The sequence below is a fragment of the Bacillus aquiflavi genome, assembly GCF_019915265.1.
GTDB classification, from domain to species: domain Bacteria; phylum Bacillota; class Bacilli; order Bacillales; family Cytobacillaceae; genus Bacillus_BT; species Bacillus_BT aquiflavi.
Genome location: NZ_CP082780.1, coordinates 1,740,768 through 1,764,845, shown reverse-complemented (window position 1 = coordinate 1,764,845; position 24,078 = coordinate 1,740,768). Strand labels below are relative to the sequence as shown.

Here is a 24,078-nt window from a genome sequence, read left to right as displayed (position 1 = left end):
AGTTTATGTCCTCAAACACGTTCCTGTTTTTTAGTGCACAAAAAAAGTGTCCCAAAAGCAAGCTTTTGGGACACCCACCTCATATTTTTAACCCTCTAGTAATAATGTTTCTGGATCTTCAAGCAGCTCTTTTACAGTTGCTAAGAAGCTGACTGCTTCTTTTCCATCGATAATACGGTGGTCGTATGATAGAGCGATATATATCATTGGTCTATTTTCCATGCGTTCTTCATCAATTGCTACTGGACGAAGTTGGATTTTATGCATACCGAGAATCCCAACTTGCGGTCCATTTAAAATCGGTGTAGACAATAAGGAACCGAATACACCGCCATTTGTAATTGTAAACGTTCCACCTTGGAGATCATTTAACGATAATTTGTTTGTCCGAGCTTTTTCGGCTAACTCCATAATATCACTTTCGATTTCCGCGAAGTTTTTACGTTCCGCATCTCTAACAACTGGAACGACAAGTCCATTAGGCGCCGCAACAGCAATTCCAATATCATAATATTTTTTTAGAACGATTTCTTCTCCTTGAATTTCACCATTAACGTAAGGATATTTCTTTAAAGCTGCGACAACAGCTTTTGTAAAGAATGACATAAAGCCTAGTCGAACATCATGCTGCTCAAAAAACTTTTCTTTACGGCGTTTGCGGATGTTCATGATGGCTGTCATGTCGACTTCATTAAAGGTTGTTAACATTGCTGCTGTCTGTTGTACTTCTACAAGACGATTGGCAATTGTTTGACGACGGCGTGACATCCGAATTCGTTCAACAGGTTTCGTCGGATCTGTTACATGTTGTTCTTGTTCAACTTGTTTTTTCTCAACTTTTGGAGTTGGCGTTTGCGCACTTTGCTCAGAATAAGAGGAAACATCTTGTTTTCTCACTCTTCCAAGCGGATCCATTGTCGGAACATTATTTAAATCTATTCCTTTTTCACGGGCCATTTTTCGGGCTGCTGGAGAAGCAATTGGCCGTTCTAGCTTTTTCTCTTCTTCCTGCTCATTATCTGCCTTGGGTTCAACAGGTGTAGCTTCAGTTACTTTTTCTGCAGGCTTTTCGGCTGTATCAGAAACAATTGCGATTGTTTCACCTACTTGAACGGTGTCGCCTTCATCTGCTTTTAGTTCGGTAAGAGTTCCTGCATAATCAGAAATGATCTCCACGTTTACTTTATCCGTTTCTAATTCAACGATATATTCACCTTTCTCTACATAATCACCCGGTTTTTTTAACCATTGGGCAATTGTACCTTCAGTAATCGATTCTGCGAGTTCGGGTACTTTAATTTCTGCCACGTTTATAATCCCCCTTCTATATTCCGTGTCAATGCTTCAGTGATAATGCGCGCTTGTTCAGCCTTATGGACATTTGGATCTCCTTCTGCTGGACTTGAACGACGACGCCGTCCAATGTACTTAATAGAGACACCTTCTTTTGCGATTGAATGAATTCGAGGTTCAACAAAGTTCCAAGCGCCCATATTTTTTGGTTCTTCTTGAATCCAGACTAATTCTGTCAAGTTTGGATATCGCTTAATAATGTTTGTTAAAGTTTCGAAAGGAAACGGATATATTTCTTCGATTCGTAAAATATGGAGCCAATCCATTTCTTCAAATGATTGTATATTTTCTGCTAAATTAATCGCAATTTTACCAGAACAAAGCACAATTCGTTCTACTTTTTCTGGGGTGCCGCCTAATTTCGGCTGCTCAATGACCGCTTTAAATTCTCCTTCTGTTAATTCCGAAGCAGAACTTGCAACATTAGGGTTTCGTAATAAGCTTTTCGGTGACATTAAAACAAGCGGTCTTACTTCATCTTTTTGTAAAATTGCAGCTTGTCTTCTTAAAATGTGAAAATATTGGGCTGCACTTGTTAAATTAGCAACAGTCCAGTTATTTTCGGCTGCTAACTGAAGGAAGCGTTCCACTCTTCCGCTTGAATGTTCCGGTCCTTGTCCCTCATATCCGTGAGGCAGTAATATGACAAGACCTGATTTTTGTCCCCATTTTGCTCTGCCTGCAGCAACAAATTGATCAAACATTACTTGAGCAGAATTGGCAAAATCGCCGAATTGAGCTTCCCAAAGTACAAGTGTTTCAGGAGCAAATACGTTATAACCATATTCAAAGCCGACAACAGATGCTTCTGATAACGGGCTGTTATGGACCGCAAACGAAGCTTTTGCCGTTTGTAACGTATGCAGTGGAGAAAAAATTTCTCCTGTCTCATGATCATGTAAAACGATATGACGATGGGCAAACGTTCCCCGCTCTGAATCTTGACCAGTTAAACGAATTGGTACTCCATCACTAATAATTGTTCCAAATGCTAAAGCTTCAGCTAACGACCAATCAACAAGGTCTTTTTTCGTAAACGCATCACTTCTGCGTTTTAAAATCTTTTCTAACTTATTAAAAACATGAAAGTCCTTTGGCCAATTTAAAAGTCCATCATTCACTTCTTTCAACATATTCAGTGGAACGGACGTATTCATTTTAGGTAAACCTTTTTCAACAGTTTCTGGAGGATCAAGTTCGACATTTGAATCATGTCGTTCTTTAGGTACTTTCTCATATGCTGACCGAAGCTTCTCTTGTACACTCTGCTCAATTGTATTTACTTGTTTCTCCGTAATCACTCCTTCAGCTACTAACTGCTTGCTGTAAATTGTTTTCACAGTTGGATGTGCAGGGATGATTGAGTATAGTAATGGGTTTGTTGCTAAAGGCTCATCCATTTCATTATGACCAAAGCGGCGATAACCTACTAAGTCGATTAAAAAATCTTTTTTGAACGTCTCACGATATTCACATGCTAATTTAACAGCGATCATACAAGCTTCAGGATCATCTGCATTAACACGAATAATAGGAATCTCATAACCTTTTGCTAAATCACTTGCGTATTTTGTTGATCTAGAATCTTTAGACTCTGTCGTAAATCCAATTGTGTTATTTGCAATAATGTGAATTGCTCCACCAGTTTTATAACCGAAAAGACTACTTAAATTCAATGTTTCAGCAACAATTCCTTGTCCAGGAAAAGCAGCATCCCCATGAATTAATATCGGTAATGCAGTCGCCGGGTTATGACTCGGGTATCCAGGGTTCGTTCTATCATCTTGAGCCGCTCTAGTAAAGCCTTCTACTACTGGACTAACAAATTCAAGATGACTCGGGTTGTTTGCGAGTGTTATTCTAGCTTGAACTGTGTTGTCATCCTTTATTTGTCGATCTAATCCTAAATGATATTTTACGTCTCCTGTCCAGCCATAGTTTATTCCGATTGAACCTTCAGAAGGCACTAGTTCCTTATTTGGCGCATGCTGGAACTCTGAAAAAATCATTTCATATGGTTTTTCAAGAACATGTGCTAATACGTTCAACCGGCCACGATGGGCCATCCCGATGTTAATTGTTTTTGCTCCGCTTTGAACGGAAAGTGAAATGATTTCATCTAATATCGGAATCATCGCATCTAAGCCTTCGATTGAAAATCGTTTTTGACCGACAAAAGTACGATGAAGAAATTTTTCAAACTCTTCTACTTCAATTAAACGTGTTAACATACTAATTTTTTTCTCTGGTGAGATTGATGTTGAAAAAAGCTCGTTTTCAAACTTCTCTGTTAACCATTGTTTTTCATCAAGATTTTCAACGTGATGAAATTCAACAGCTATTGACTTCGTGTACACATGTTTTAAATGGTTGTATACTTCTAGTCCGTTTGTTATATGGGATGGAGCGTTCGGCCAAATGAGGGCTGCATCAAGGTTTTCTAAATCAGCTTCAGTTAATCCATAATGCTCTGGATCAATCAGCTTTGTCTCCCTTTTTCGATTTTTTAACGGGTAAATTTCCGCCGCTAAATGCCCATATACACGTAAACGATCAATAAGTTTAATGGCAGCAAGTAATTTATCAATATGAACATTTCCAACTGATTGATTTTGAATTACTTCTCTTCTTGCCGTTTCTTTCTTTGATTCAGGAGTCCAAGTTGAGAAAAATTCGCACATTTCAGGTTCAACAGCATTTTCGTCTTGTAAATATTGTTCATACAGCTCCATTACATAGCCGAGATTCGGACCATAAAAACTTTGCCAAGGCTCATCTCGAACTACAGCTTGTTTCTTCATATAATAAATACCCCCCGCGAGTTTTTAAATATCGTAATTATTATCCTCCCTCTAATGTAGTGTTTTTAGACACATTTTGTAAGTTTTATTCACTTAAAAATTTTACTCAGATTGGAAGACTAATCACTTCATTTATTATCTTAACATGGAGAATTTGATTGTTCAAAAGTTATACCTATACACATAGTGAAATCTTGTTAATTTCATCCTTTTCGAACTTTAAAAGACCGCATATACAACATATGCGATCTTTTACATGACTAATTAAAAGTTTTTTAAAATAGCTTCAATTTCATTAACAGCATATTCGATTGATTCAGCATTAATCGGTACAAATTCTCCCTCATAGTTTCTTTGGGCGTATTGATAACGGGGATCGTAGTATTCTAATAACAACTGCTCTACTATTTGATCATATCGTTCAAGCTCAAGTGACTGTTGTAATAAAGATTTCACTTCTTTCCTTTTCATCCTTTTTTCAATATGCGATAACGCTTCTTTAATGTTACTTTTATACCATGGTTCATGCTTAAAAGGAATCGTATACTCCGATAAAATCCGTTCCTTTCTTACATTTAACGGTGCGTTAATTTGGAGATGAAATCCATTTTTGATTCGTAGAAGCAGTTCATCTGGCTGAATCGCCCTTCCGATGCGCTTACTTTCTGCTTCAACAAGAAAATAACGACTATTTTCCAGAGATTTCAGCTGTTCAAATAATAACGCATCGAACGTTTTTTGATTATTGCCTTGCCCTTGACCAATTGCTCCAAACACTGAGCCACGATGATTTGCAATCTTTTCAAGATCTAGTACTGGGTATCCTTTCGCTTCTAAACGGTGCAATATTTCCGTCTTACCAACCCCAGTTCCACCATGTAAGACAACTGCTTTGTTTGGAAGCATTTTCGGGATACGCTCTAAAATATATTTTCGATACGCTCTATATCCTCCGATCAGTCTTTTAGAAGGCAAGCCAGCGTAATCGGCAAAAGTTGCGACTGCTTTGCTTCGCATACCGCCTCGCCAACAGTAAAAAATAGGCTCTTTTTGCTCATCTACAATTTTTTTTATTTCAGAAAGCATTATTGGAATTTTAGGAGAAACGAATTCCATTGCTTTCCATTTTGCTTTTCTTTCATCTTCTTGTTTGTAAATTGTCCCGATTATCTTTCTCTCAGCGTCAGTGAACAGCGGAATGTTTACCGCATTAGGGAGCGATCCTTCATTAAATTCAACGGGAGAGCGAACATCTACTAGGATTAGATTGTTTTTTGTGAGAAATTCATCGATTGTTAGTTCATGCAAAGTTGACTCCTCCGTTTTTTTATCGTGATCTCTTATATTTTAATCTATTCACTACAGTTCGTAAACAAATTGGAAAATATAGTTAATTATTTTTTGTATCAGTTAAGATTTAGTATGGATTGCTTTATTCGTTTGAATCGCTAATTTTAATTTTCGCTGCATGTAGCCTAAACCGCCGCATTCATCGAGAGGATACGTATATTTATGTTCAAGCCCGAAGGCCGATTCAACGATCGGTTTAAACTTTTTTCCTCCTAACACTACAATGTGTTCAAATGAAGATAAGCCTTTCATTACAATTTGCTTTTGCAGCTCTTTGATCCCGATTACCTCTGTTTTTTTCATGCTAAATGATAGATCATAGTTTTCAGGTACAATATCATTTGGCAACAAAAACCCATGCTTTGCTGAAATAATCACCCAATCTGTAAAAAATAGACGTGCATATTGCTGACAAAGCTGATGAAAGGTACCGATATATGAATCTTGTGCTTTTTGTTCCCCTGCATCTGGTTGTTTATCCCAAATTTTTCGTTTTCCACAAGGGATGATACATAATTGCTTCATTTTTTTACTCTCTCCTGTAGTCATAATAAAAGCTGTCGAAGCAACTCGACAGCTAACATCAGTAAATTATACATAACTAATCATGATACCGCCAAGCGCCGTTAATACAACGACTATCCATGGCGGTACTTTCCAATAAACAAGCAAAGTAAAGGCAATTAGTCCTAATATAAAGTCTAGCGGTTGTAAAATCGCACTTGTCCAGACAGGATCATATAAAGCAGCTAGTAAAATTCCGACTACAGCAGCGTTAATCCCCGTCAGTGCTGCTTGAAAGTGAGTATTTTTTCGAATTTTATTCCAAAACGGCAACACACCAACGACTAATAAAAATGACGGTAAGAAAATCGCTACTGTCGCAATGACCGCTCCTTTCCAACCCGCAATTGCAGCCCCTAAGTAACTGCCGAATGTAAAGAGCGGGCCTGGAACTGCCTGGGCGGCACCATAACCTGCTAAAAAGGACTCACTGCTAATTAAGCCTTGAGGAACGACTTCACGTTCTAATAATGGTAAAACGACATGTCCTCCACCAAAAACGATCGAACCGACCCGAAAAAAAATATCAAAAAGTCCAACAAAAAGGGTTGGGAACATTCGATTGATTACTGGAAGCCCGAATAGCATAATAAAGAACAAGCTTAAGGCAATGATTCCTTGCTTGCGATTTATTTTTATTTCCATATCAGGAAGTGAAACCGCTTCGCCTTTATTAAAAAGAGTGTAACCGATCAAGCCAGCAATGACAATAATTAAAATTTGCCCAAGCGATGTTGGGAATAAAAGTGTCGCAATTGCAGCCAATACCGCAATTGTTATCGTTGTACGATCAGGTGTAAGCTTTTTCCCCATTCCTAGTACTGCTTGAGCAACGACTGCCACCGCCACAATTTTTAACCCTTGAATCCAGCTTGCACTTTCCATGCCAATTCCGTCTAATAATAAAGCAAATAGAACTAATGCAATTACTGACGGCATTGTAAAACCGATCCATGACAGCAATCCTCCAAATAATCCGCCTCGAATGATGCCGATAGAGATTCCGACTTGACTACTTGCGGGACCGGGGAGAAATTGACAAAGGGCGATTAAATCCGCATAGCTTTTCTCATCAAGCCATTTTCGCTTTTTTATGTATTCGTTTTGAAAATACCCAAGATGTGCAACAGGTCCACCGAATGAAGTAAGTCCGAGACGAGTTGATACAAGTAATATTTCCAAATAAGTTTTCCATTTAACCATCTATTCACCGCCTAAAAAAGTTTCTCCTTATTGTAACAAACTTTTGTTAACGTTTTGTAAATATTTAAGATTCGTAGCTTTTAAGGAGTTGTCAGTGATTATAACATAGCGGTTAAAAATTTAAATATATATGATTAAAGTCATTTGGAGCTGCAATTTAAAAGCACCGAATATTCGGTGCTTTCTAACTATAAAAATACACTTTTATTCTTTTTTGCTAACGAATAGTTTCTTAAGAAGGAGTTTTTACGTTCACTGCTTCAATTAGTTCAACGATTGATGCGAAGTCATCTCGTTCAAACAGCTCAATAATTTTGCTGCCAACGATCACTCCATCGCAATATTCACACGCTTCGCTAACTTGTTCTGAAGTCGAGATCCCGAAACCAGCAAGCACTGGAATCGGACTTAATTGTTTTACTTTATTTAAGTAAGAAGCAAACTGATCGTGAAAGGAACGGCGTATGCCAGTAATTCCTGTAACGGTTACTGCATATAAAAAGCCATTTCCGCGTTCAGCAATCTGTTTAATCCGTTCTTCACTGCTTGTTAACGTAACGAGACGGACTAGTTCAATCCCCGCTGCTTCTAATTGTGGAGTCATCATTTCCTCTTCTTCTAAAGGCAAGTCTGGAATAATACAGCCTGCAATCCCGCTTTTTTGAGCAAGATTAATAAAATGTTCAACTCCTAACCGATAAATAGGATTCACATAAGACATGATCACAATGGGAATTGTCACTTCATTTTTCATTTTTTGCAAAAAATTTTATACGCCTTCTAATGTAACACCATATTGTTCTAATGCACGCTTGCCCGCTTTTTGGATCGTTTCTCCATCTGCAGCTGGATCTGAGAATGGAATCCCAACCTCAACAGCAGTTACGCCTGACTTTTGTAAAAAAAGAAGCTGCTCTTTAAATTTTTCTAAACCGGATGAACCGGCCATAATATATGGAACAAACGCTTTTTCACCAACTTGTAGTAATTTATTAAATCTCTCTTTTAATTTATTCATTGTGCACCTCCGAAAATATGTTTAATTGTTTCAACATCTTTATCTCCTCTGCCTGATAAGCAAATAACGATTCCCTCATCAGCATTCATTTTAGCTGCAAGCTTTATTCCGTAGGCTACTGCGTGCGCACTTTCTAATGCTGGAATAATCCCTTCTTTTTTTTAAAGTGTTTGAAAAGCAGATAGTGCCTCTTCATCAGTAATTGACTCGTATTGGACACGGCCGATATCTTTTAAATAGCTATGTTCAGGCCCAACCCCAGGGTAATCTAGTCCCGCCGAAATGGAATGTGCTTCACAAATTTGTCCTGCATCATCTTGCATGACATACATTAAAGCCCCGTGCAAAACTCCTGGTGCTCCTAATGTTAACGAAGCAGCATGTTGATCGGTGTCAATACCTGCTCCAGCAGCTTCAACTCCAAAAAACTTCACTGCTTTATCATTAATAAATGGATAAAACATTCCCATCGCATTACTTCCTCCACCAATACATGCAACAATCGCTTCAGGTAGCTTTCCTTGGAATGATAAGTACTGCGCTTTTGTTTCTTTTCCTATGACGCTTTGAAAATCACGCACAATTTTTGGAAAAGGATGGGGACCAACAACTGAACCTAATATATAGTGAGTGTCTTCAACATTTGCGACCCAATAACGCAAAGCTTCATTTACTGCATCTTTTAATGTTGCACTTCCCCCTTCTACACTGACAACTTTTGCTCCTAATAATTCCATTCTAAACACATTTAATTTTTGTCTTTTTACGTCTTCTGCTCCCATAAAGATAACGCAATCTAAATTTAACAATGCACAAACTGTTGCTGTCGCAACCCCGTGCTGACCCGCTCCCGTTTCTGCAACAATTTTTCTTTTTCCCATCCGAACGGCAAGGAGAGCCTGCCCAATCGTATTGTTAATTTTATGGGCGCCTGTATGGTTTAAATCTTCACGTTTTAAAAAGATCTTTGCTCCACCGGTTTCTTCTGTTAAATTTTTTGCAAAATAAAGCGGTGTTTCCCTGCCGACATAATTTGTTAAAAGCTGTTTGAATTCATTTATAAACGTTTCGTCATGAATCGCCTTTTCATATTCGATTTCTAATTCTTTAATAGCTTCAATAAGTGTTTCTGAAACAAATCTTCCCCCATAAATTCCAAAATGACCTTTTTTGTCTGGTAATGAATAAACAGTCATTCTTTCTCCTCCTTTAACTTTTAACTGTTTCAATGAATTTTTTTATTTTAGCAATATCTTTTTTACCATTCGTTTCAACACCGCTGCTAACATCGACCATATAAGGTTGAACAGTTGAAATCGCTTGTTTCACATTTTGTTCGTTCAATCCACCTGCTAAAATGATTTTCTTATTGTGTAGATGTTGCTGTGAAATAAAAGACCAATCAAAAGTTCGCCCGTTCCCACCATAATACTTACCTTTCGGGCTATCTAATAGAATATATTCACAAGGAAAATGCCCCACTCGTTCTAAATCATGTTCTGAACGAATTCCCATTGCTTTCATTGATTTTTTACCAAACTCTTTGCAATATTCTGAAGTTTCTTCGCCGTGCAGTTGAACGAGATCGAGCTTACAACTGTCAATGATATGATGAATGACCTCTTTAGACTCATTTACGAACACACCAACTTTTAGAACGTTTTTTGGAAGCTTGTGAATAATTTCTTTTGCGCTTATTGGATCAATCTTTCGTTTACTTTGTGCAAACACAAACCCTAGCGCATCTGCGCCATACTCAACTGCTTTCATTGCTGTCACCAGATCGGTTATTCCACAAATTTTGACTTTCATTTCACTTTTACCTCAGCGAAACTTTGAAGCAACTGAGCGGTGTTTTCATTTGTCATAAACGCCTCTCCGATTAAAACTGCCTTTGCCCCTGCTCTTCTTACACGATTAATATCCTCTTCTGTTTTAATCCCACTTTCACTAATGAGATGGGCTCCTGCGTTTATAATAAAAGGGGCAAGTCTTTCGGTTACGCTTAAATCTACCTTGAACGTTTTTAAGTTACGATTGTTTACACCGATTATTTTTGCGCCCGTCAAAAACGCCTTCTCTAACTCCGACTCATCATGTACTTCCATTAAGACATCTAACCCATTAACAGTTGCATAATGATATAACTCTTTTATTCTTTTAGTATCGAGAGCAGCCGCAATTAACAAAATAATGTCAGCACCAGCATTTTTTGCCGCATCGATTTGGATTTCGTCGATAATAAAATCTTTACAAAGAATTGGAACCGACACATTTTGTCGGATAAGCTCTAAGTCTCTAAATGAACCTTTGAAAAATGGTTGATCTGTTAATACTGAAATCGCCGCTGCACCGTTTTTTTCATATCGAACCGCTTGCTCAACTGGATCGAGGTGGATGTTTAAAATTCCTTTAGACGGAGAAGCGCGTTTAAATTCGCTAATAATTAATAACTCTGTCGTTTGAGCAATCTTTTTTAAAAATAAATTTAGTGTTTTTTTCGGTTTATCACAACGCTCGATTCCATCCTCCTTCATTTTCTTTACTTCTTTAGCCTTCTCGGCTAAAATTTCGTCTAAAATAGTCGACAATTAGATCACTTCCTTTTCATATTTGCAGCTATTTTCAATCAGCTCATTCAGCTTATGTAAAGCTGCACCGGAATCAATGCTCTCTTTTGCTAATTGAATGCCAGCTTCGATTGAACTTGCTTTTCCCCCTGTATAAATACCGATCCCTGCATTTAATAAAACGGTATAGTAATATGGGCTTCTATTACCTTGTAAAACATCTTGTAAAATTTCACTATTATCCTTTGCACTGCCCCCTTTAATACTATCATTCGAAAATGTCGGTAAATCAAACTGTTCAGGCTGAATGACTTTTTTTATGATCTCCCCATTTTCTAATACGACTAAATGATTTTCTCCTTGCAGTGAGGCTTCATCCATATAGCCAGCCCCATTTAACAAAACAGCGCGCTTTCTTCCAAGCCTTTTTAATACATTTGCAAACATCGGTAATAAATCGCGCCGATACATCCCAACCATTTGATAATCTAATTGAACTGGGTTTGTTAATGGACCAATTAAATTAAAAATAGTTGGAATTTTTAATGATTTCCTCACGATCATCACCCGCTTCATTGTCCGATGGATATTAGGTGCAAATAAAAACGTGATTCCAACACTTTGCAATAGTTCTTCCGCAGCTTCATGAGATAAATTAAGATTTACCCCTAAATACTCAAGAACATCGCTGCTGCCTGTTTTACTTGAAACACTGCGATTTCCATGTTTTGCAACAGGAATTCCAGCCCCTGCAATCACAAATGCTGAAGTTGTACTCACATTAAAGCTTTGTGAGCCGTCACCTCCTGTGCCACAATTGTCCATCGTACCTGCTGGAGCAGAAAATGACGGGGCTTTTTCACGTAGGGCACTAACAATTCCGGTAATTTCATCAATTGTTTCTCCCTTTAGTTTTAAGCCGAAGAGAAATGCTGCAATTTCACTATCTGTAATCTCATTTTCTAATAATGATTTAACTGCCAATTGCATTTCCGCTTCAGAAAATGTTTCGTTTTTTGCTAGTTTCTCTAAATATTCTTTCATGTTTACACTCCTCTCTATTTTGAAAAACTTCTTAATAATGGCTTTTCAACTTCTAATAAAGATCTTAATTTATGCATCGTTTCCTCATATTCAAGCTTAGGAACAGAATCATCTACAATTCCTGCGCCTGCTTGAACGTGAGCTATTCCATCTTTCATAATCATCATGCGGATGGCAATCGAAAAGTCACAAAAACCGTTTGCCGAAACATAGCCGACTGCTCCAGAATATGGTCCTCGCTTCGTTTCCTCAAGCTCATTAATTAATTCCATAGCTTTTCGCTTTGGATAGCCAGATACAGTGCCCGCTGGCAAACATGAAGCTAATGCATCTATCGAATGAAATGAAGCTTTAAGCTTTCCAGAAAGGACAGATACGATATGCATGACATGTTGAAATTTTTCAACTTTCATATATTGGTCAATGTTAATCGTGTGACGCTCACATACTTGTTCTAGCTCACTTTGTGCTAAATCGACGAGCATCCGATGCTCTTTTAATTCCTTTTCGTCTTTCAAAAGCTCTACTTCTAACCGTAAATCTTCTCCCTGCGTTTTTCCACGCGGCCGCGTACCTGCAATCGGGTTTGTATACATGTACTGATGCTGTACCTTTACTAAGCTTTCAGGTGATGAGCCTGCTAGCACATAGCAATCAAAATCAATAAAGAACATATATGGCGATGGATTTGCAACACGAAGCTTGCGATAAAAAGATAACGGATTTCCTTTATAAAAAGCGGTTAATTTTTGCGATAATACGACTTGTAAAACTTCTTCTTGACCGATGTAATCTTTGACAGTGTTCACCTTTTCCATATATTGCGACCTACTTGTAGAAGGTTGAAAGGAAGAGATTGAAAATTTGTCTGTCTTCTGTTCCGTCATATATTTAGTTAATTCTTTCTTTCGTTTTTCGACGCGAGCTCTCAACTCTTCCATTTTCGTTGTTTTTACTAAAGGAATTCCAACAACGTATACTTTCTGTTTCAAGTGATCGAAAGCGATCATTTCTTCAAAAAACATTAAATGGGCATCGGGCATCTTTAGTTCATCAGCTTGCGGACCATTATTAAGCTCGAGATAGTGGTGGCTAACGTCATAACCGATATAACCGACTGCCCCACCTATAAAAGGGAACAGTGGTTCATTGATCTTATAGCTTGGAAGAAGTTTCTTAATACAATTTAACGGATTTTCTTCCATCACTTTTGTAGTACCGTCTTTGTAAAAAACATGACAAATATCGCCGTTTGCGATTAACTCAAATACAGGCTCAGCCCCAATAAATGAAAACCGTCCAGAATCTTCATGCTTTAATGAGCTTTCTAATAAAAATTTTTTTTTGCCAGAGATGCGTTGATAAATTGCAATTGGCGTTAATAAATCTCCTTCTACCTCTTCAACAATGAACTTAAGCTTCATAGATAGTCCCCTTTCCATTTTTTTAAAATAAAAAAAATCCCCTATACGCACATTTCGTGCATATAGAGGACGATTTGGTTCACCGTGGTACCACCTCTTTTTAGAGCCCTTAACAAGCTCCCTCTTTTCAGGTACGGGAATACAAAATCATCCGATACCCTATCCTTTTAACGGTGGAAGCCGTGCGCCCCTACTAAAAGAATTCAAGACGCCTCTCGTAAGTCCATTCCATGTATTTGCTATCGTACTAGGTTCACACCATTCCCCAGCTCTCTGAAACGTTTCAAAATACTGTACTCCTCTTACTCAACAATTTATTCATATTTTGTTTTTTACTTATTGCAATAGGATAATGAAAAACAAAAAAAGGGCCTCTCATCCTTAAAGGACGGAGACCCGTGGTGCCACCTTTATTAGCTGTTTGCACAGCTCACTTAAACGATATCATCGTAAAAAATTCATCATCATTTCATAATATCGGTCTCTTTTAACGATGAGACGTTACGCCAAAGCCTACTGCTCTGAAAGGTTCGGTTTGGAAGCTCAGAAGTCCATTCACTATTACTTCAACACTGATTTCCACCAGCCATCAGCTCTCTGTCGGATCTGTAATAGCTACTCCTCTTCGTCAAGGCTTATAACATTTTCTATTTGTAACTGATATTAAATGGTAAAAGGGAAAATGTCAAGAGTATTTTTAAAATTTTTCACAAATATTTATATTTCCTAGAAAATAACTATTGAAAATAGCGATATTTTAAAAAGTAACTGTAAATAGTATACATATAGATCTATAAATAGTGGACAAATTAAAAAGGCGGTATTTAAAGATGGATCGTTTTGTAAAGACACCTACTGGATTAGAGCAAAATAACGAATCGACAAATGAAGTGTCTGAAAAAAAAAGGGCGATTATATCTATTTCTTCTATTCCTCTTGTGATGACACTTGGAAATTCGATGCTCATTCCTGTCTTGCCGACAATGGAGAAAAAGCTTTCAATTTCCTCATTACAATCAAGTATGATTATTACAGTTTATTCTGTCGTTGCCATTTTTTTAATACCGTTAGCTGGTTATTTATCAGATCGGATTGGCAGAAAAAAGGTGATTATTCCAAGCCTTTTTATTGCTGGAATTGGCGGACTTATTTCTGGATTTGCAGCGTGGAAAATGGAAAATGCCTATTTAGTCATTTTGCTAGGCAGAATGCTGCAAGGAATTGGAGCTGCCGGCGCCGCCCCCATTGTCCTTCCCCTTGTCGGTGACATGTTTCGAAGAGATTCAGATGTAAGCAGTATGCTTGGAGTCATTGAAACATCTAATACAATGGGAAAAGTATTAAGTCCGATTTTAGGAGCGCTTTTAGCAGGGATCATTTGGTTTCTTCCGTTTTTTGCAATTCCTGTTTTTTGCGTTATTTCAATATTATTAATGCTTTTTTTAGTAAAAAATCCAAAGAAAAAGGAAGAAGACGTTCTGCCGTTTAAAAGGTTTATTCAGAAAATTAGGCAGATTTTTGCTGATAATGGAAGATGGATTACCGCTATTTTTATCATTGGCGGGATTCTTATGTTCGTATTATTTGGTGTTCTTTTTTATTTATCTGGAATTTTAGAGGAAACTTATAAAGTGAAGGATGTCAAAAAAGGGCTATTATTAGCAATTCCACTCGGGGCATTATGTATCGCATCATTTACGGCAGGAAAATTGATTAAAGAAAATAAAGTTTTAATGAAATGGGTTACATTTGGCGGGATTTTATTACTAGGTAGCTCTATTGCACTAATAGGTCTTTCAGATAAGCTTTGGTATTTAATTATTATGTTCTTTATTAGCGGAGTCGGAATTGGCGTAGCCCTTCCGTGTCTTGATGCGATGATTACACAAGGTATAGCGAAAGACCAACGGGGAACGATTACCTCGATTTATAGTTCAATGAGATTTATCGGAGTTGCAGCTGGACCACCTGTTATTGCTTTGCTCATGAAAGGACAGGAAAAATGGATATTTTGGGGATTAAGCGGTTTATGCGTCTTAGCCGCGATTCTTTCCTTTAAAGCGATCCGTCCTGAACAAGAGGCCTAATGCAGATGATATTCCATTAGGCCTTTTGCTATTTAATATAGATCTTAATACCCCATCATAATAAAGACTCTACTTGATCTTTATTATTCAGCTGAAGGATTATAATTAATCGTTACTTCTTCTGCAAGGGGCCATCCAACACTACTGTTTATATACTCTGTTCCCTGCGAACGATCGATCAAATGTATAGGCCGACTGCCAAGACCTAAACCGAAGAGGGGTTGTGTTAAGTTTTTTGACGTAATTTGTTAATCTGATATTTTGTTGATTAATAAGCAATTTTATTTCCTGATTATTTCATTTAAGAAGGTATTATTGTTGACTTGAATTTAAAGAGGAATCCCCCGCACTATTGGTCATCATTCTTTTTCCTGACTTTGAGGCAGGGGGTGAAAATTCCGATTATGATTGCTCATCTGTTGAAAAATGGTCAACAACAAACCCAGTAATGATTTGGTTAAATAGCTGCCAATTTTTAAAGGGCAATTGGTGGTGTGCTTTTTTAATAAAAGCAGCTTGAAATGAAGTCACTCTCCGATAAGCTCGAATATGCTGGTTTGTGAAATCTTTTGCGCCATAAATTAATAGTAAAGGGATTTTTAATTGAGGCAGTCTGTCCACGCATGAAAAGTGCAATGAACGATTATAAAAATCAAACCATACTTTTCGGTTCGCTTGATCCATATGCTCTTTTAACATATTGCGTAAATTCGGCTCTAATGTATGAGCAGCGGCAATTGCAAATTTAATAGCACTTGGAAAGTTTTTTATAAAATACATTCCGATTTGATGCTCATACCGTAATACAGCTGATCTTATTTCTGGAAATCCGCCCGCCAAAATTAGCCCTAAAGTGCGGTCTTGATAAGAAAGAGCAAATTCTTGGGCGACACATCCTCCAGAAGAATAACCACAAATGACTGCTTTAGCAATTGATAAATGATCTAATAACGCCCGAATCTCGGAGGCGAAATTTTTCATCGTTACATGTTCTAAAGCACCGGAAGTGTCTCCATGACCGCTTAAATCGGGAGTTAAAATCCGAAAATGTTTACTGAGAGAGTATTGATGATAAAATACTTTTCGGCCCATTCCAGGAGGATGAATAAATACGAGCGGAATTCCTGTACCTTTATCATCAAAAAAAATATTTATTTTATTATATTGAAAATAGGGCATTTTTACTACACCTTCCTAACTACAAATGGTCTTCATTAATATTTCCTAATTTAAGTTAAAAATGTGATGAAATCTCATCATTGTTGTCCTTTTATAAAAAATCCCTATTTTAACAACATTATCTTTGTTTTATTTTTTGCAAAGCTTCATTGTCTTTTTACTGAAGTATGATAAAATACACAATATATTGATTTGAAATTAAAATTTAATACTATATATTGAAAACTGACAAGAGTTGGTGTCATTCGTGACTTAATAGGGAATCCGGTGAAATTCCGGAGCTGTCCCCGCAACTGTAAGTGCGGACGAAATAAGAAATCCACTGTACATGCTTTCAAAGGAATGTATGGGAAGGTCTTAAAGTAGAACGATGCACAAGCCAGGAGACCTGCCAAAGCTTGTTTTAAGTTTCGATTCTTCGGGGATTGAGAAGATGAAACGATAGTACAAATTTGAATTGATGTCTTTTTTACTATCGTTTGATCCGCTCTGACCCGAGCGGATTTTTTTATTTTCAATGACTATGAATATATATTTTAGGAGGTTTTCTTTATGACTGTAAAAGCTCCAATCGATGAAGCTTTTATTACTTGGATGAAAGAGCTTGATTCTGTTCAACAAAGCTTTCCACATTTAAACATTACTTCATTAAAGGAACGAGCGGAAATCATTTGGGAACAAGTAAACAGAGAAAATATGGATGAGTTTTGTCATCTTCTTGTTCTTGAGTGCGTGGCAAATATGAGCGAACAGGAGCCCGATTGGACATTTGTTGCAGCACGAATTTGGCTGTTGCACTTGTATGAAGAAGCGAAAACAAATCGGAATTCAACGTCGTCAACTTACGGTTCTTTTTTTGAATTAATTTCAATTTTAACAGAGAAAGAAATTTATTCCCCTTCCCTCTTAGAAAATTATGATAAAGCAGAAATTGATGCTTTAGGAGAGGAAATTGATCCGAAGAAAGATGAATTATTCACCTATATCGGTATTCGCATGCTTTCTGACCGCTATTTAGCTAAAGATCGACGCGGGCATATTTATGAGCTTCCACAAGAACGTTTTATGGTGATTGCAATGACGTTAATGATGCATGAAGAAAAAGAGAAGCGACTTCATTTCGTCCGTGAAGCGTATTGGGCTCTTAGCCATCTTTATATGACAGTTGCAACTCCGACATTAACGAATGCAGGTAAGCGTTGGGGACAGCTTTCAAGCTGCTTCATCGATACGATTGATGATAGTTTGCAAAGTATATATGACACCAACACAGACATTGCAAATTTATCAAAAAACGGCGGCGGGATCGGCGTTTATTTAGGAAAAATACGGAGCCGCGGTAGTGACATTAAAGGCTTTAAAGGAGCGTCCTCAGGTGTGATCCCATGGATGAAATTATTAAATAATACAGCTGTTAGCGTTGATCAGCTAGGACAGCGGAAAGGAGCGATTAGTGTTTATTTGGATGTATGGCATAAAGATATTTTCTCGTTCCTTGATGCTAAGTTGAATAACGGAGATGAACGTTATCGAACTCACGATTTATTTACTGGGATATGTATTCCAGATTTATTTATGGAGCAAGTTGAAAAGCGTGGCGATTGGCATTTATTTGACCCGCATGAAGTTCGGTCTGTACTCGGATTTTCATTAGAGGATTTCTATGATGAAAAACGCGGTGAAGGTTCATTCCGTGAAAAGTATTTCCAATGTGCCAAACATCCACTTCTTTCAAAAGAGACCGTCCCGGCAATCGAAGTCATGAAGAGAATCATGAGAAGCCAGCTTGAAACAGGTTCTCCGTTTATGTTTTATCGAGATGAAGCGAATAGAAAAAATCCTAACCATCATCTCGGAATGATTTACTGTACGAACCTTTGTACAGAAATCGCCCAAAACCAAAGTGAAACAAATGTATGTAAACAAGTTGTGAAAGACGGAAAAATCATTGTTGAAAAGCAGCCTGGAGATTTTGTCGTTTGTAATCTCTCGTCTATTAATCTAGCAAAAGCGGTTCAAGATGACGTGTTAAAACGTCTCATTCCGATTCAAGTTCGCATGCTTGATAATGTAATCGATCAAAATGATATTCCTGTTTTACAAGCAAAGCTTACAAATCAAAAATACCGTGCAATTGGACTTGGAACGTTCGGGTGGCACCATCTTCTCGCAAAGAAGAATATAAAATGGGAAAGTGATGAGGCAGTTAGTTACGCCGACACTCTTTATGAGCAAATTGCCCACTACACGATTGAAGCAAGTATGGAGCTTGCAATTGAAAAAGGCGCATACCCAGTTTTTAAAGGCTCTGATTGGAGTACAGGAGATTATTTTACAAAACGAAATTATTGTAGTCATCACTCTACTCTTCCTTGGGACAAGCTGAAGGAAAAGGTGAGCGAAAATGGAATTCGCAACGGTTATTTAATGGCTGTTGCCCCAAATGCTTCAACAGCGCTAATTGCAGGCAGCACTCCGAGTATTGATCCGATTTTTAAAAAGTTTTATTCAGAGGAGAAAAAAGATTATAAGCTTCCAGTCACTGCGCCTGATTTATCAGAATATACGACTTGGTACTATAAATCGGCCCATTTAATTGACCAGCATTGGAGCATAATGCAAAATGCGAAACGCCAGCGCCATATTGATCAGGCAATTTCCTTTAATTTATATATCCAAAACACGATCAAGGCGAAAGAATTGCTAGCCCTCCATCTCGATGCTTGGGAAAGCGGTTTAAAATCAACCTATTACTTACGTTCCACTTCATCGGAAATTGAAGATTGCGATTCGTGTTCTAGTTAAAAGTGAAAAGGAGAATGAATCATGACTGAAAAAGTAATTAAAAGACCCATCACAAACAAAACAGCTCCAAATAGAGCGACAGCCATTATTAATGGGGAATGTTCAAATATTTTAAATTGGGATGATGTCCAATATAAATGGGCTTATCCTAAATACAAAAAAATGTTAGCAAACTTTTGGACGCCATTTGAAATTAACATGTCTCAAGATATGAAGCAATTTCCTACATTAACAGCTCACGAACAAGAGACGTTTTTAAAGACGATCGGTTTGCTTGCAATGCTTGATAGCATTCAAACAGATTATGCCGGCAAAGTTGCGGATTATTTAACAGATTCAAGTATATCTGCATTAATGATTATACTAGCACAGCAAGAAGTAATCCATAATCATTCCTACTCGTACGTCTTATCAAGTCTTGTGTCAAAACAAAAACAAGACGAAGTGTTTAAATTTTGGCGGACTGAACCAATTTTACAAAAACGAAATGATTTTGTTACAAACGGTTATAAACATTTCACTGAACATTCAACAGTCGAAAACTTCTTAAAATCGATCGTATTTGATGTTGTGCTCGAAGGATTATTTTTTTATTCTGGATTCGCCTTTTTTTATCATCTTGCACGAAATCAAAAAATGGTCGCAACGAGTACGATGATTAACTATATTAATCGAGATGAACAAATTCATGTTGACTTGTTCGTGAAAATTTTTAAAGAAGTGCTTGTTCAATATCCACAATACAATACGAAAGAATTAGCAAATTTTTTTGAAGAAACGTTTGTTAAAGCAGCTGAATTAGAAATCGAATGGGCGCGGTATATTATTGGGAATAAAATCCCCGGCATCATTTTGCAGGATGTTGAAGACTATGTAAAATTTTATGCTAACGTTCGCTGTAATCAACTCGGCTTTAACCGTCCATTTGAAGGGTATCGGACAAATCCGCTGCGCTGGATTATCGCTTATGAAGAAGTCGATTTAGGAAAATCAGACTTTTTCGAGCAAAAATCACGGCAATATGTAAAAGTGAATAATGTTGATAATGGTTTTGATGATTTGTAGTAAATAATGAAAGAAAGCCCGTTGTCGCAACGGGCTTTGGATTGTTGATCTCTCACTTGCATTCGTCGCTCTAGTTACTTCCGCCTCAATTGACAAATTTTTTTGAAAAACTTATCAAGCATTCTGATTCGGCGTTTCAATGATCACTTCAAGCGCTTTATTAATATCTGTTAACGGCTGTTGACAGGCAAAATTTTCACAAATATAAATCGTTGTCTCTGCAATCTTCTCATATTGACCCGCAAATGGAGATACATGCTCCAAACGCTTTGGATCATCTGTATTTAAGACGATCGTCTCTGGTAAAAATTGTTTTCTCACTGTTGTCAGCATTTCCATGACGTCCGGATTATTTCCAAGAATAACAACTTCTTTTAGCCCCATTTCCATTAGTAATATACTTTGGAGAAAATAAGTGAAGCTTGCTCCATAGCTTGATACATCTTGTTCAAACGTCGTCAGCATTTTCTCCGTCATTTCGCGCCATTTCATCTCTCCCGTTAAATGAGATAGCTTAATAAGCTGAACGGCCGCAACACTATTTCCTGATGGAAGAGCCCCGTCGGCAATTTGTTTTTCCCTCACAAGAACAGCCTTTGCCTCTTTACTCGTAAAAAAGAAACCGCCTTTCTCATCATCCCAGAAGGAATCTTTCATTCGTTCCGCTAACCGAAGTGCTGTTTGTAAATAGTGAACTTCAAAAGTTAATTCATACAGTTCAATAGCCGCCCAAAGAAGGAAAGCGTAATCATCTAAATATGCTTCATACTTTACTTCTCCCTCACGATATCGTGCCATTAAACGGTCATGTCGGAACATCGTATTTTCGATAAAAGAAAAAGCTTTTTCTGCCAGCTGACGATATTCTTCCTTGTTAAATACTTTGGCCGCTTTCGTAAGTCCAGCAATCATCAGTGCGTTCCAGGAAGTTAACACTTTATCATCAAGATGAGGTCGTGCTCGCTTTGAACGTTCCTCAAACAACCGCTGTCGCGCTTTTTCAAGTTGCTGTTTTCCTTCTTCAACTGTAAAGCCGTATTTTTCTGACACGCTAAGTACATTCGTATGTATCAAATTGGGAATGTTTTTTCCTTCAAAATTCCCATTCTCCGTTATATCATACAGATCACAATAATACGGACCGAGCTGTTCGCCAAGTATTGAGATGACTTCTTGTTTTGACCAAACGTAATATTTCCCTTCTATTCCTTCACTATCTGCATCAAGTGCTGAATAAAAAGCCGTGTGCTGATCAGTCATTTCTTTTTTAATAAATTGAATGATTTCCGCAACTATTTTTTCATATGTATCTTTTTTCGTTACTTGATACGCTTCACTATAAACATATAGAAGAAGAGCGTTATCATATAGCATTTTTTCAAAATGAGGAACTAACCACATTTGATCTGTCGAATAGCGGGCAAAACCGAAGCCGACATGATCATAAATTCCCCCATTTGCCATGCTATCAAGTGTTTTCTCGACCATTTTAAGCGCAAGCTCAGCGTCTGTCCACTTATAGTAACGTAGCAAGTACATTAAATGATGAGGAATCGGAAATTTTGGTGCTCCCCCAAAACCACCGTATATACTGTCAAAGCTATTTGAAAGCTGCTCATATGTTTTATGAAGAATACGTGCTGAAAGCTTTTTCGTTCCCGTCCGTTTTGCCGCTTGCTGTAATGATTCGGTAATTTGCCCGGCAACAGAGTCAATTCGCTCACGCTCATGATGATACTTATCAGACAATTGTGTAATGGCATCAACAATACCGGGACGACCGTAACGGCTTTCCTTCGGAAAATACGTCCCGGCATAAAATGGCTTTAAATCCGGCGTCAAAAATACATTTAACGGCCAGCCGCCTTGACCTGTTAACATTTGGCAAACATTCATATAAACAGAATCAATATCAGGTCGCTCTTCCCGATCTACTTTTATCGAAACAAATCGTTCATTAATGAGCTTAGCGACAGCTTCATCCTCAAACGATTCACGCTCCATAACGTGACACCAGTGACAGGTCGAATAGCCGATACTTAAAAAAATTGGTTTATTTTCTGCCTTCGCTTTTTCGAAAGCTTCTTGCCCCCATGGATACCATTCCACTGGATTATAGGCGTGTTGCAATAAATACGGAGACTTTTCAGCAATTAATCTATTGGGCTTTTTGTTAGTTGACATAAAGGCATCACCATCCTCTCTTGTATTACTTTACCACTAATAACCTTATTAAATGCACCTTTTTGTCCATATTTTAGGTAGTATTCGAAGCTAAAGTTATTCGACATGAGTCTTAAACATAAAAAAAAAAGGTTACCCCATACTTAAGCATAACTGCTATTTCAATTATTTACGCAGAAAGACAGCTACAAATCTTTACATATACACATTATCTATACATTCTTATCCTTGCATTTACAAAGCTGGCACAAAGACAGGTGCTAAAACCGAGACATAAATAATTGTTTAAAAGAAATAGGACAAAATCTCATCCACATATAGATGTATAGAAGTATTAAATGGGGGTGACATTTTGGCAAATCCAATTGTAGTCAGGTCATTAGATGAAATAAAATTTTGGTCTAGAATAATGAAAGAGCATGCTTTCTTTTTAAGTTTAGGTTTTTCAAGTGATCAGCAACAATTGATTAATGAAGCACATCAATTTATTACTATTTTTGATAGAATTCAGGAAAAAAAAAAAACTAGCTAAATTCAATGAAAACTCAGACATTCATCAAGTAAAAGCTTTTAATAGCGAAGTTTATCAAGCGGCTGCTTCTATTTGGCACTACAAAAGGAAAATATTAGGATTAACTTTGCGTTGTGAAATTGTTTCAAATAATTATCCGTTATTAGTTGATCATATAAGCAGAGAGGCCGCCTATTTCTCAAATCGCTTAAAGGAACTTAACGAAGGGAAACTAGTGCCCAAACGAGAAGCTATTATTGAGGAAAATATTTTCTTTCTCAAGATAATGGCAGACCATGCTAAATTCATTGGCCATCTATTAGATCCCTCTGAACGTAAGTTAGTTGAACAAGCAAGAGAGTTTAGTGATGATTTTGACAAGCTGGTTTTTCAGGCAATTGATTTAGATTTTATGAGACCGCAATCTGAAACTAAACCTATATTAAGCCAGTTTTTAAACGAAAACAAAGTATCAGTCAAATCGCTAAGGGACTTTAAGAAAGCAGCTAAAGAGCTAATAGACGCCTGTCGCATTAAAAGTAATATTCATCCCCTTCTGGCAGATCATGTTTTTAGAGAAGCGGAAAGATTTTTAGAAATCATAAATTTATTTGAAGTTAGTCTTTCAAGGGAACAAAAATAACTCTTTCTCTTTTATAAACATGCCAAAGCCAAGTCTTACCTTCTTACTTTTTGGACAATTTACCTATTTGTGATAACCGCTTCGATAAACTTTCATTGCATTTCTCAGGATGAATGCTAAAATATCGCTAGTTATTCACGAAAAAGTGTTTCGCTATTTTTAGAAGATCATGAAGACGTTTTTGGATATCTTTTATTGTTATTTTTCCATCAAATTTTTACAGAAAAGGAATCCCTAACATTCCATCATCTCTATGTAATGCGTTCTTAAAAATCTT

The 24,078-nt window shown here is 37.3% G+C and carries 14 protein-coding genes, 3 pseudogenes, 1 riboswitch and 2 other annotated features; of the genes and pseudogenes, 4 read left to right on the top strand and 13 right to left on the bottom strand.

The features are described 5' to 3' along the window. Window positions 1–87 precede the first annotated feature (87 nt). The 11 genes and pseudogenes from odhB to trpE all read right to left on the bottom strand — a co-directional run bounded on the left by odhB (window position 88) and on the right by trpE (window position 13,327). Window positions 88–1,308 carry a 2-oxoglutarate dehydrogenase complex dihydrolipoyllysine-residue succinyltransferase gene (odhB, locus tag K6959_RS08365; RefSeq protein WP_223088163.1) on the bottom strand — a complete coding sequence of 407 codons (1,221 nt, stop codon included), beginning with the start codon at window positions 1,306–1,308 and terminating at the stop codon, window positions 88–90. Window positions 1,309–1,310: 2 nt separating this feature from the next. Then, the gene (locus tag K6959_RS08360) at window positions 1,311–4,154 is read right to left on the bottom strand and encodes a 2-oxoglutarate dehydrogenase E1 component (RefSeq protein ID WP_163242843.1); all 2,844 of its coding nucleotides are present in this window, start codon (window positions 4,152–4,154) and stop codon (window positions 1,311–1,313) included. A gap of 264 nt (window positions 4,155–4,418) precedes the next feature. After that, entirely contained in the window at window positions 4,419–5,462 is a 1,044-nt protein-coding gene (mnmH, locus tag K6959_RS08355; protein ID WP_163242842.1) for a tRNA 2-selenouridine(34) synthase MnmH, read from the bottom strand. Window positions 5,463–5,564: 102 nt separating this feature from the next. Then, the gene (locus K6959_RS08350; RefSeq protein WP_163242841.1) at window positions 5,565–6,029 is read right to left on the bottom strand and encodes a DUF6884 domain-containing protein; all 465 of its coding nucleotides are present in this window, start codon (window positions 6,027–6,029) and stop codon (window positions 5,565–5,567) included. A gap of 66 nt (window positions 6,030–6,095) precedes the next feature. Further along, on the bottom strand, window positions 6,096–7,271 hold the full coding sequence (gene chrA / locus K6959_RS08345; protein ID WP_223088162.1) for a chromate efflux transporter: 1,176 nt from the start codon (window positions 7,269–7,271) through the stop codon (window positions 6,096–6,098). Between the two features lie 232 nt (window positions 7,272–7,503). Further along, window positions 7,504–8,289, bottom strand: a pseudogene (gene trpA / locus K6959_RS08340) (tryptophan synthase subunit alpha). Continuing rightward, window positions 8,286–9,485, bottom strand: a pseudogene (trpB, locus tag K6959_RS08335) (tryptophan synthase subunit beta). The pseudogenes trpA and trpB overlap by 4 nt, the downstream one beginning before the upstream one ends. Window positions 9,486–9,498: 13 nt before the next feature. After that, window positions 9,499–10,101, bottom strand: a complete 603-nt coding sequence (locus K6959_RS08330) for a phosphoribosylanthranilate isomerase (protein ID WP_163242837.1) — start codon at window positions 10,099–10,101, stop codon at window positions 9,499–9,501. Beyond that, window positions 10,098–10,880 (bottom strand): indole-3-glycerol phosphate synthase TrpC, encoded by a 783-nt coding sequence (gene trpC / locus K6959_RS08325; RefSeq protein WP_163242836.1) that lies wholly within the window; start codon window positions 10,878–10,880, stop codon window positions 10,098–10,100. The genes K6959_RS08330 and trpC overlap by 4 nt, the downstream gene beginning before the upstream one ends. Further along, the gene (trpD, locus tag K6959_RS08320; RefSeq protein ID WP_163242835.1) at window positions 10,881–11,903 is read right to left on the bottom strand and encodes an anthranilate phosphoribosyltransferase; all 1,023 of its coding nucleotides are present in this window, start codon (window positions 11,901–11,903) and stop codon (window positions 10,881–10,883) included. A gap of 14 nt (window positions 11,904–11,917) precedes the next feature. After that, window positions 11,918–13,327: an anthranilate synthase component I gene (gene trpE / locus K6959_RS08315; protein ID WP_163242834.1), complete on the bottom strand. Its 1,410-nt coding sequence runs from the start codon at window positions 13,325–13,327 to the stop codon at window positions 11,918–11,920. Between the two features lie 62 nt (window positions 13,328–13,389). Further along, window positions 13,390–13,646, bottom strand: a binding site (T-box leader). Between the two features lie 62 nt (window positions 13,647–13,708). After that, window positions 13,709–13,968, bottom strand: a binding site (T-box leader). Between the two features lie 189 nt (window positions 13,969–14,157). On the opposite strand from trpE, the gene K6959_RS08310 reads away from it, so the two are divergent. Then, on the top strand, window positions 14,158–15,414 hold the full coding sequence (locus tag K6959_RS08310) for a bacillibactin exporter BcbE (RefSeq protein WP_223088160.1): 1,257 nt from the start codon (window positions 14,158–14,160) through the stop codon (window positions 15,412–15,414). Window positions 15,415–15,816: 402 nt separating this feature from the next. On the opposite strand, the gene K6959_RS08305 is transcribed toward K6959_RS08310, so the two are convergent. Then, complete coding sequence (locus K6959_RS08305; RefSeq protein ID WP_163242832.1) at window positions 15,817–16,593, bottom strand: alpha/beta fold hydrolase; 777 nt, start codon at window positions 16,591–16,593, stop codon at window positions 15,817–15,819. A gap of 219 nt (window positions 16,594–16,812) precedes the next feature. Beyond that, window positions 16,813–17,003: riboswitch (cobalamin riboswitch) on the top strand. A gap of 142 nt (window positions 17,004–17,145) precedes the next feature. Here K6959_RS08305 and K6959_RS08300 point away from each other — a divergent pair. Next, window positions 17,146–19,398, top strand: a complete 2,253-nt coding sequence (locus tag K6959_RS08300; protein ID WP_223088158.1) for a ribonucleoside-diphosphate reductase subunit alpha — start codon at window positions 17,146–17,148, stop codon at window positions 19,396–19,398. A gap of 21 nt (window positions 19,399–19,419) precedes the next feature. Beyond that, window positions 19,420–20,463: a ribonucleotide-diphosphate reductase subunit beta gene (locus K6959_RS08295; RefSeq protein ID WP_223088156.1), complete on the top strand. Its 1,044-nt coding sequence runs from the start codon at window positions 19,420–19,422 to the stop codon at window positions 20,461–20,463. A 114-nt stretch (window positions 20,464–20,577) separates the two neighbouring features. Here K6959_RS08295 and K6959_RS08290 read toward each other — a convergent pair whose 3' ends face one another. Beyond that, complete coding sequence (locus tag K6959_RS08290) at window positions 20,578–22,647, bottom strand: thioredoxin domain-containing protein (RefSeq protein ID WP_163242829.1); 2,070 nt, start codon at window positions 22,645–22,647, stop codon at window positions 20,578–20,580. Window positions 22,648–22,999: 352 nt separating this feature from the next. On the opposite strand from K6959_RS08290, the pseudogene K6959_RS08285 reads away from it, so the two are divergent. Beyond that, a pseudogene (locus tag K6959_RS08285) lies at window positions 23,000–23,801 on the top strand (DUF2935 domain-containing protein). Window positions 23,802–24,078: the final 277 nt, after the last annotated feature.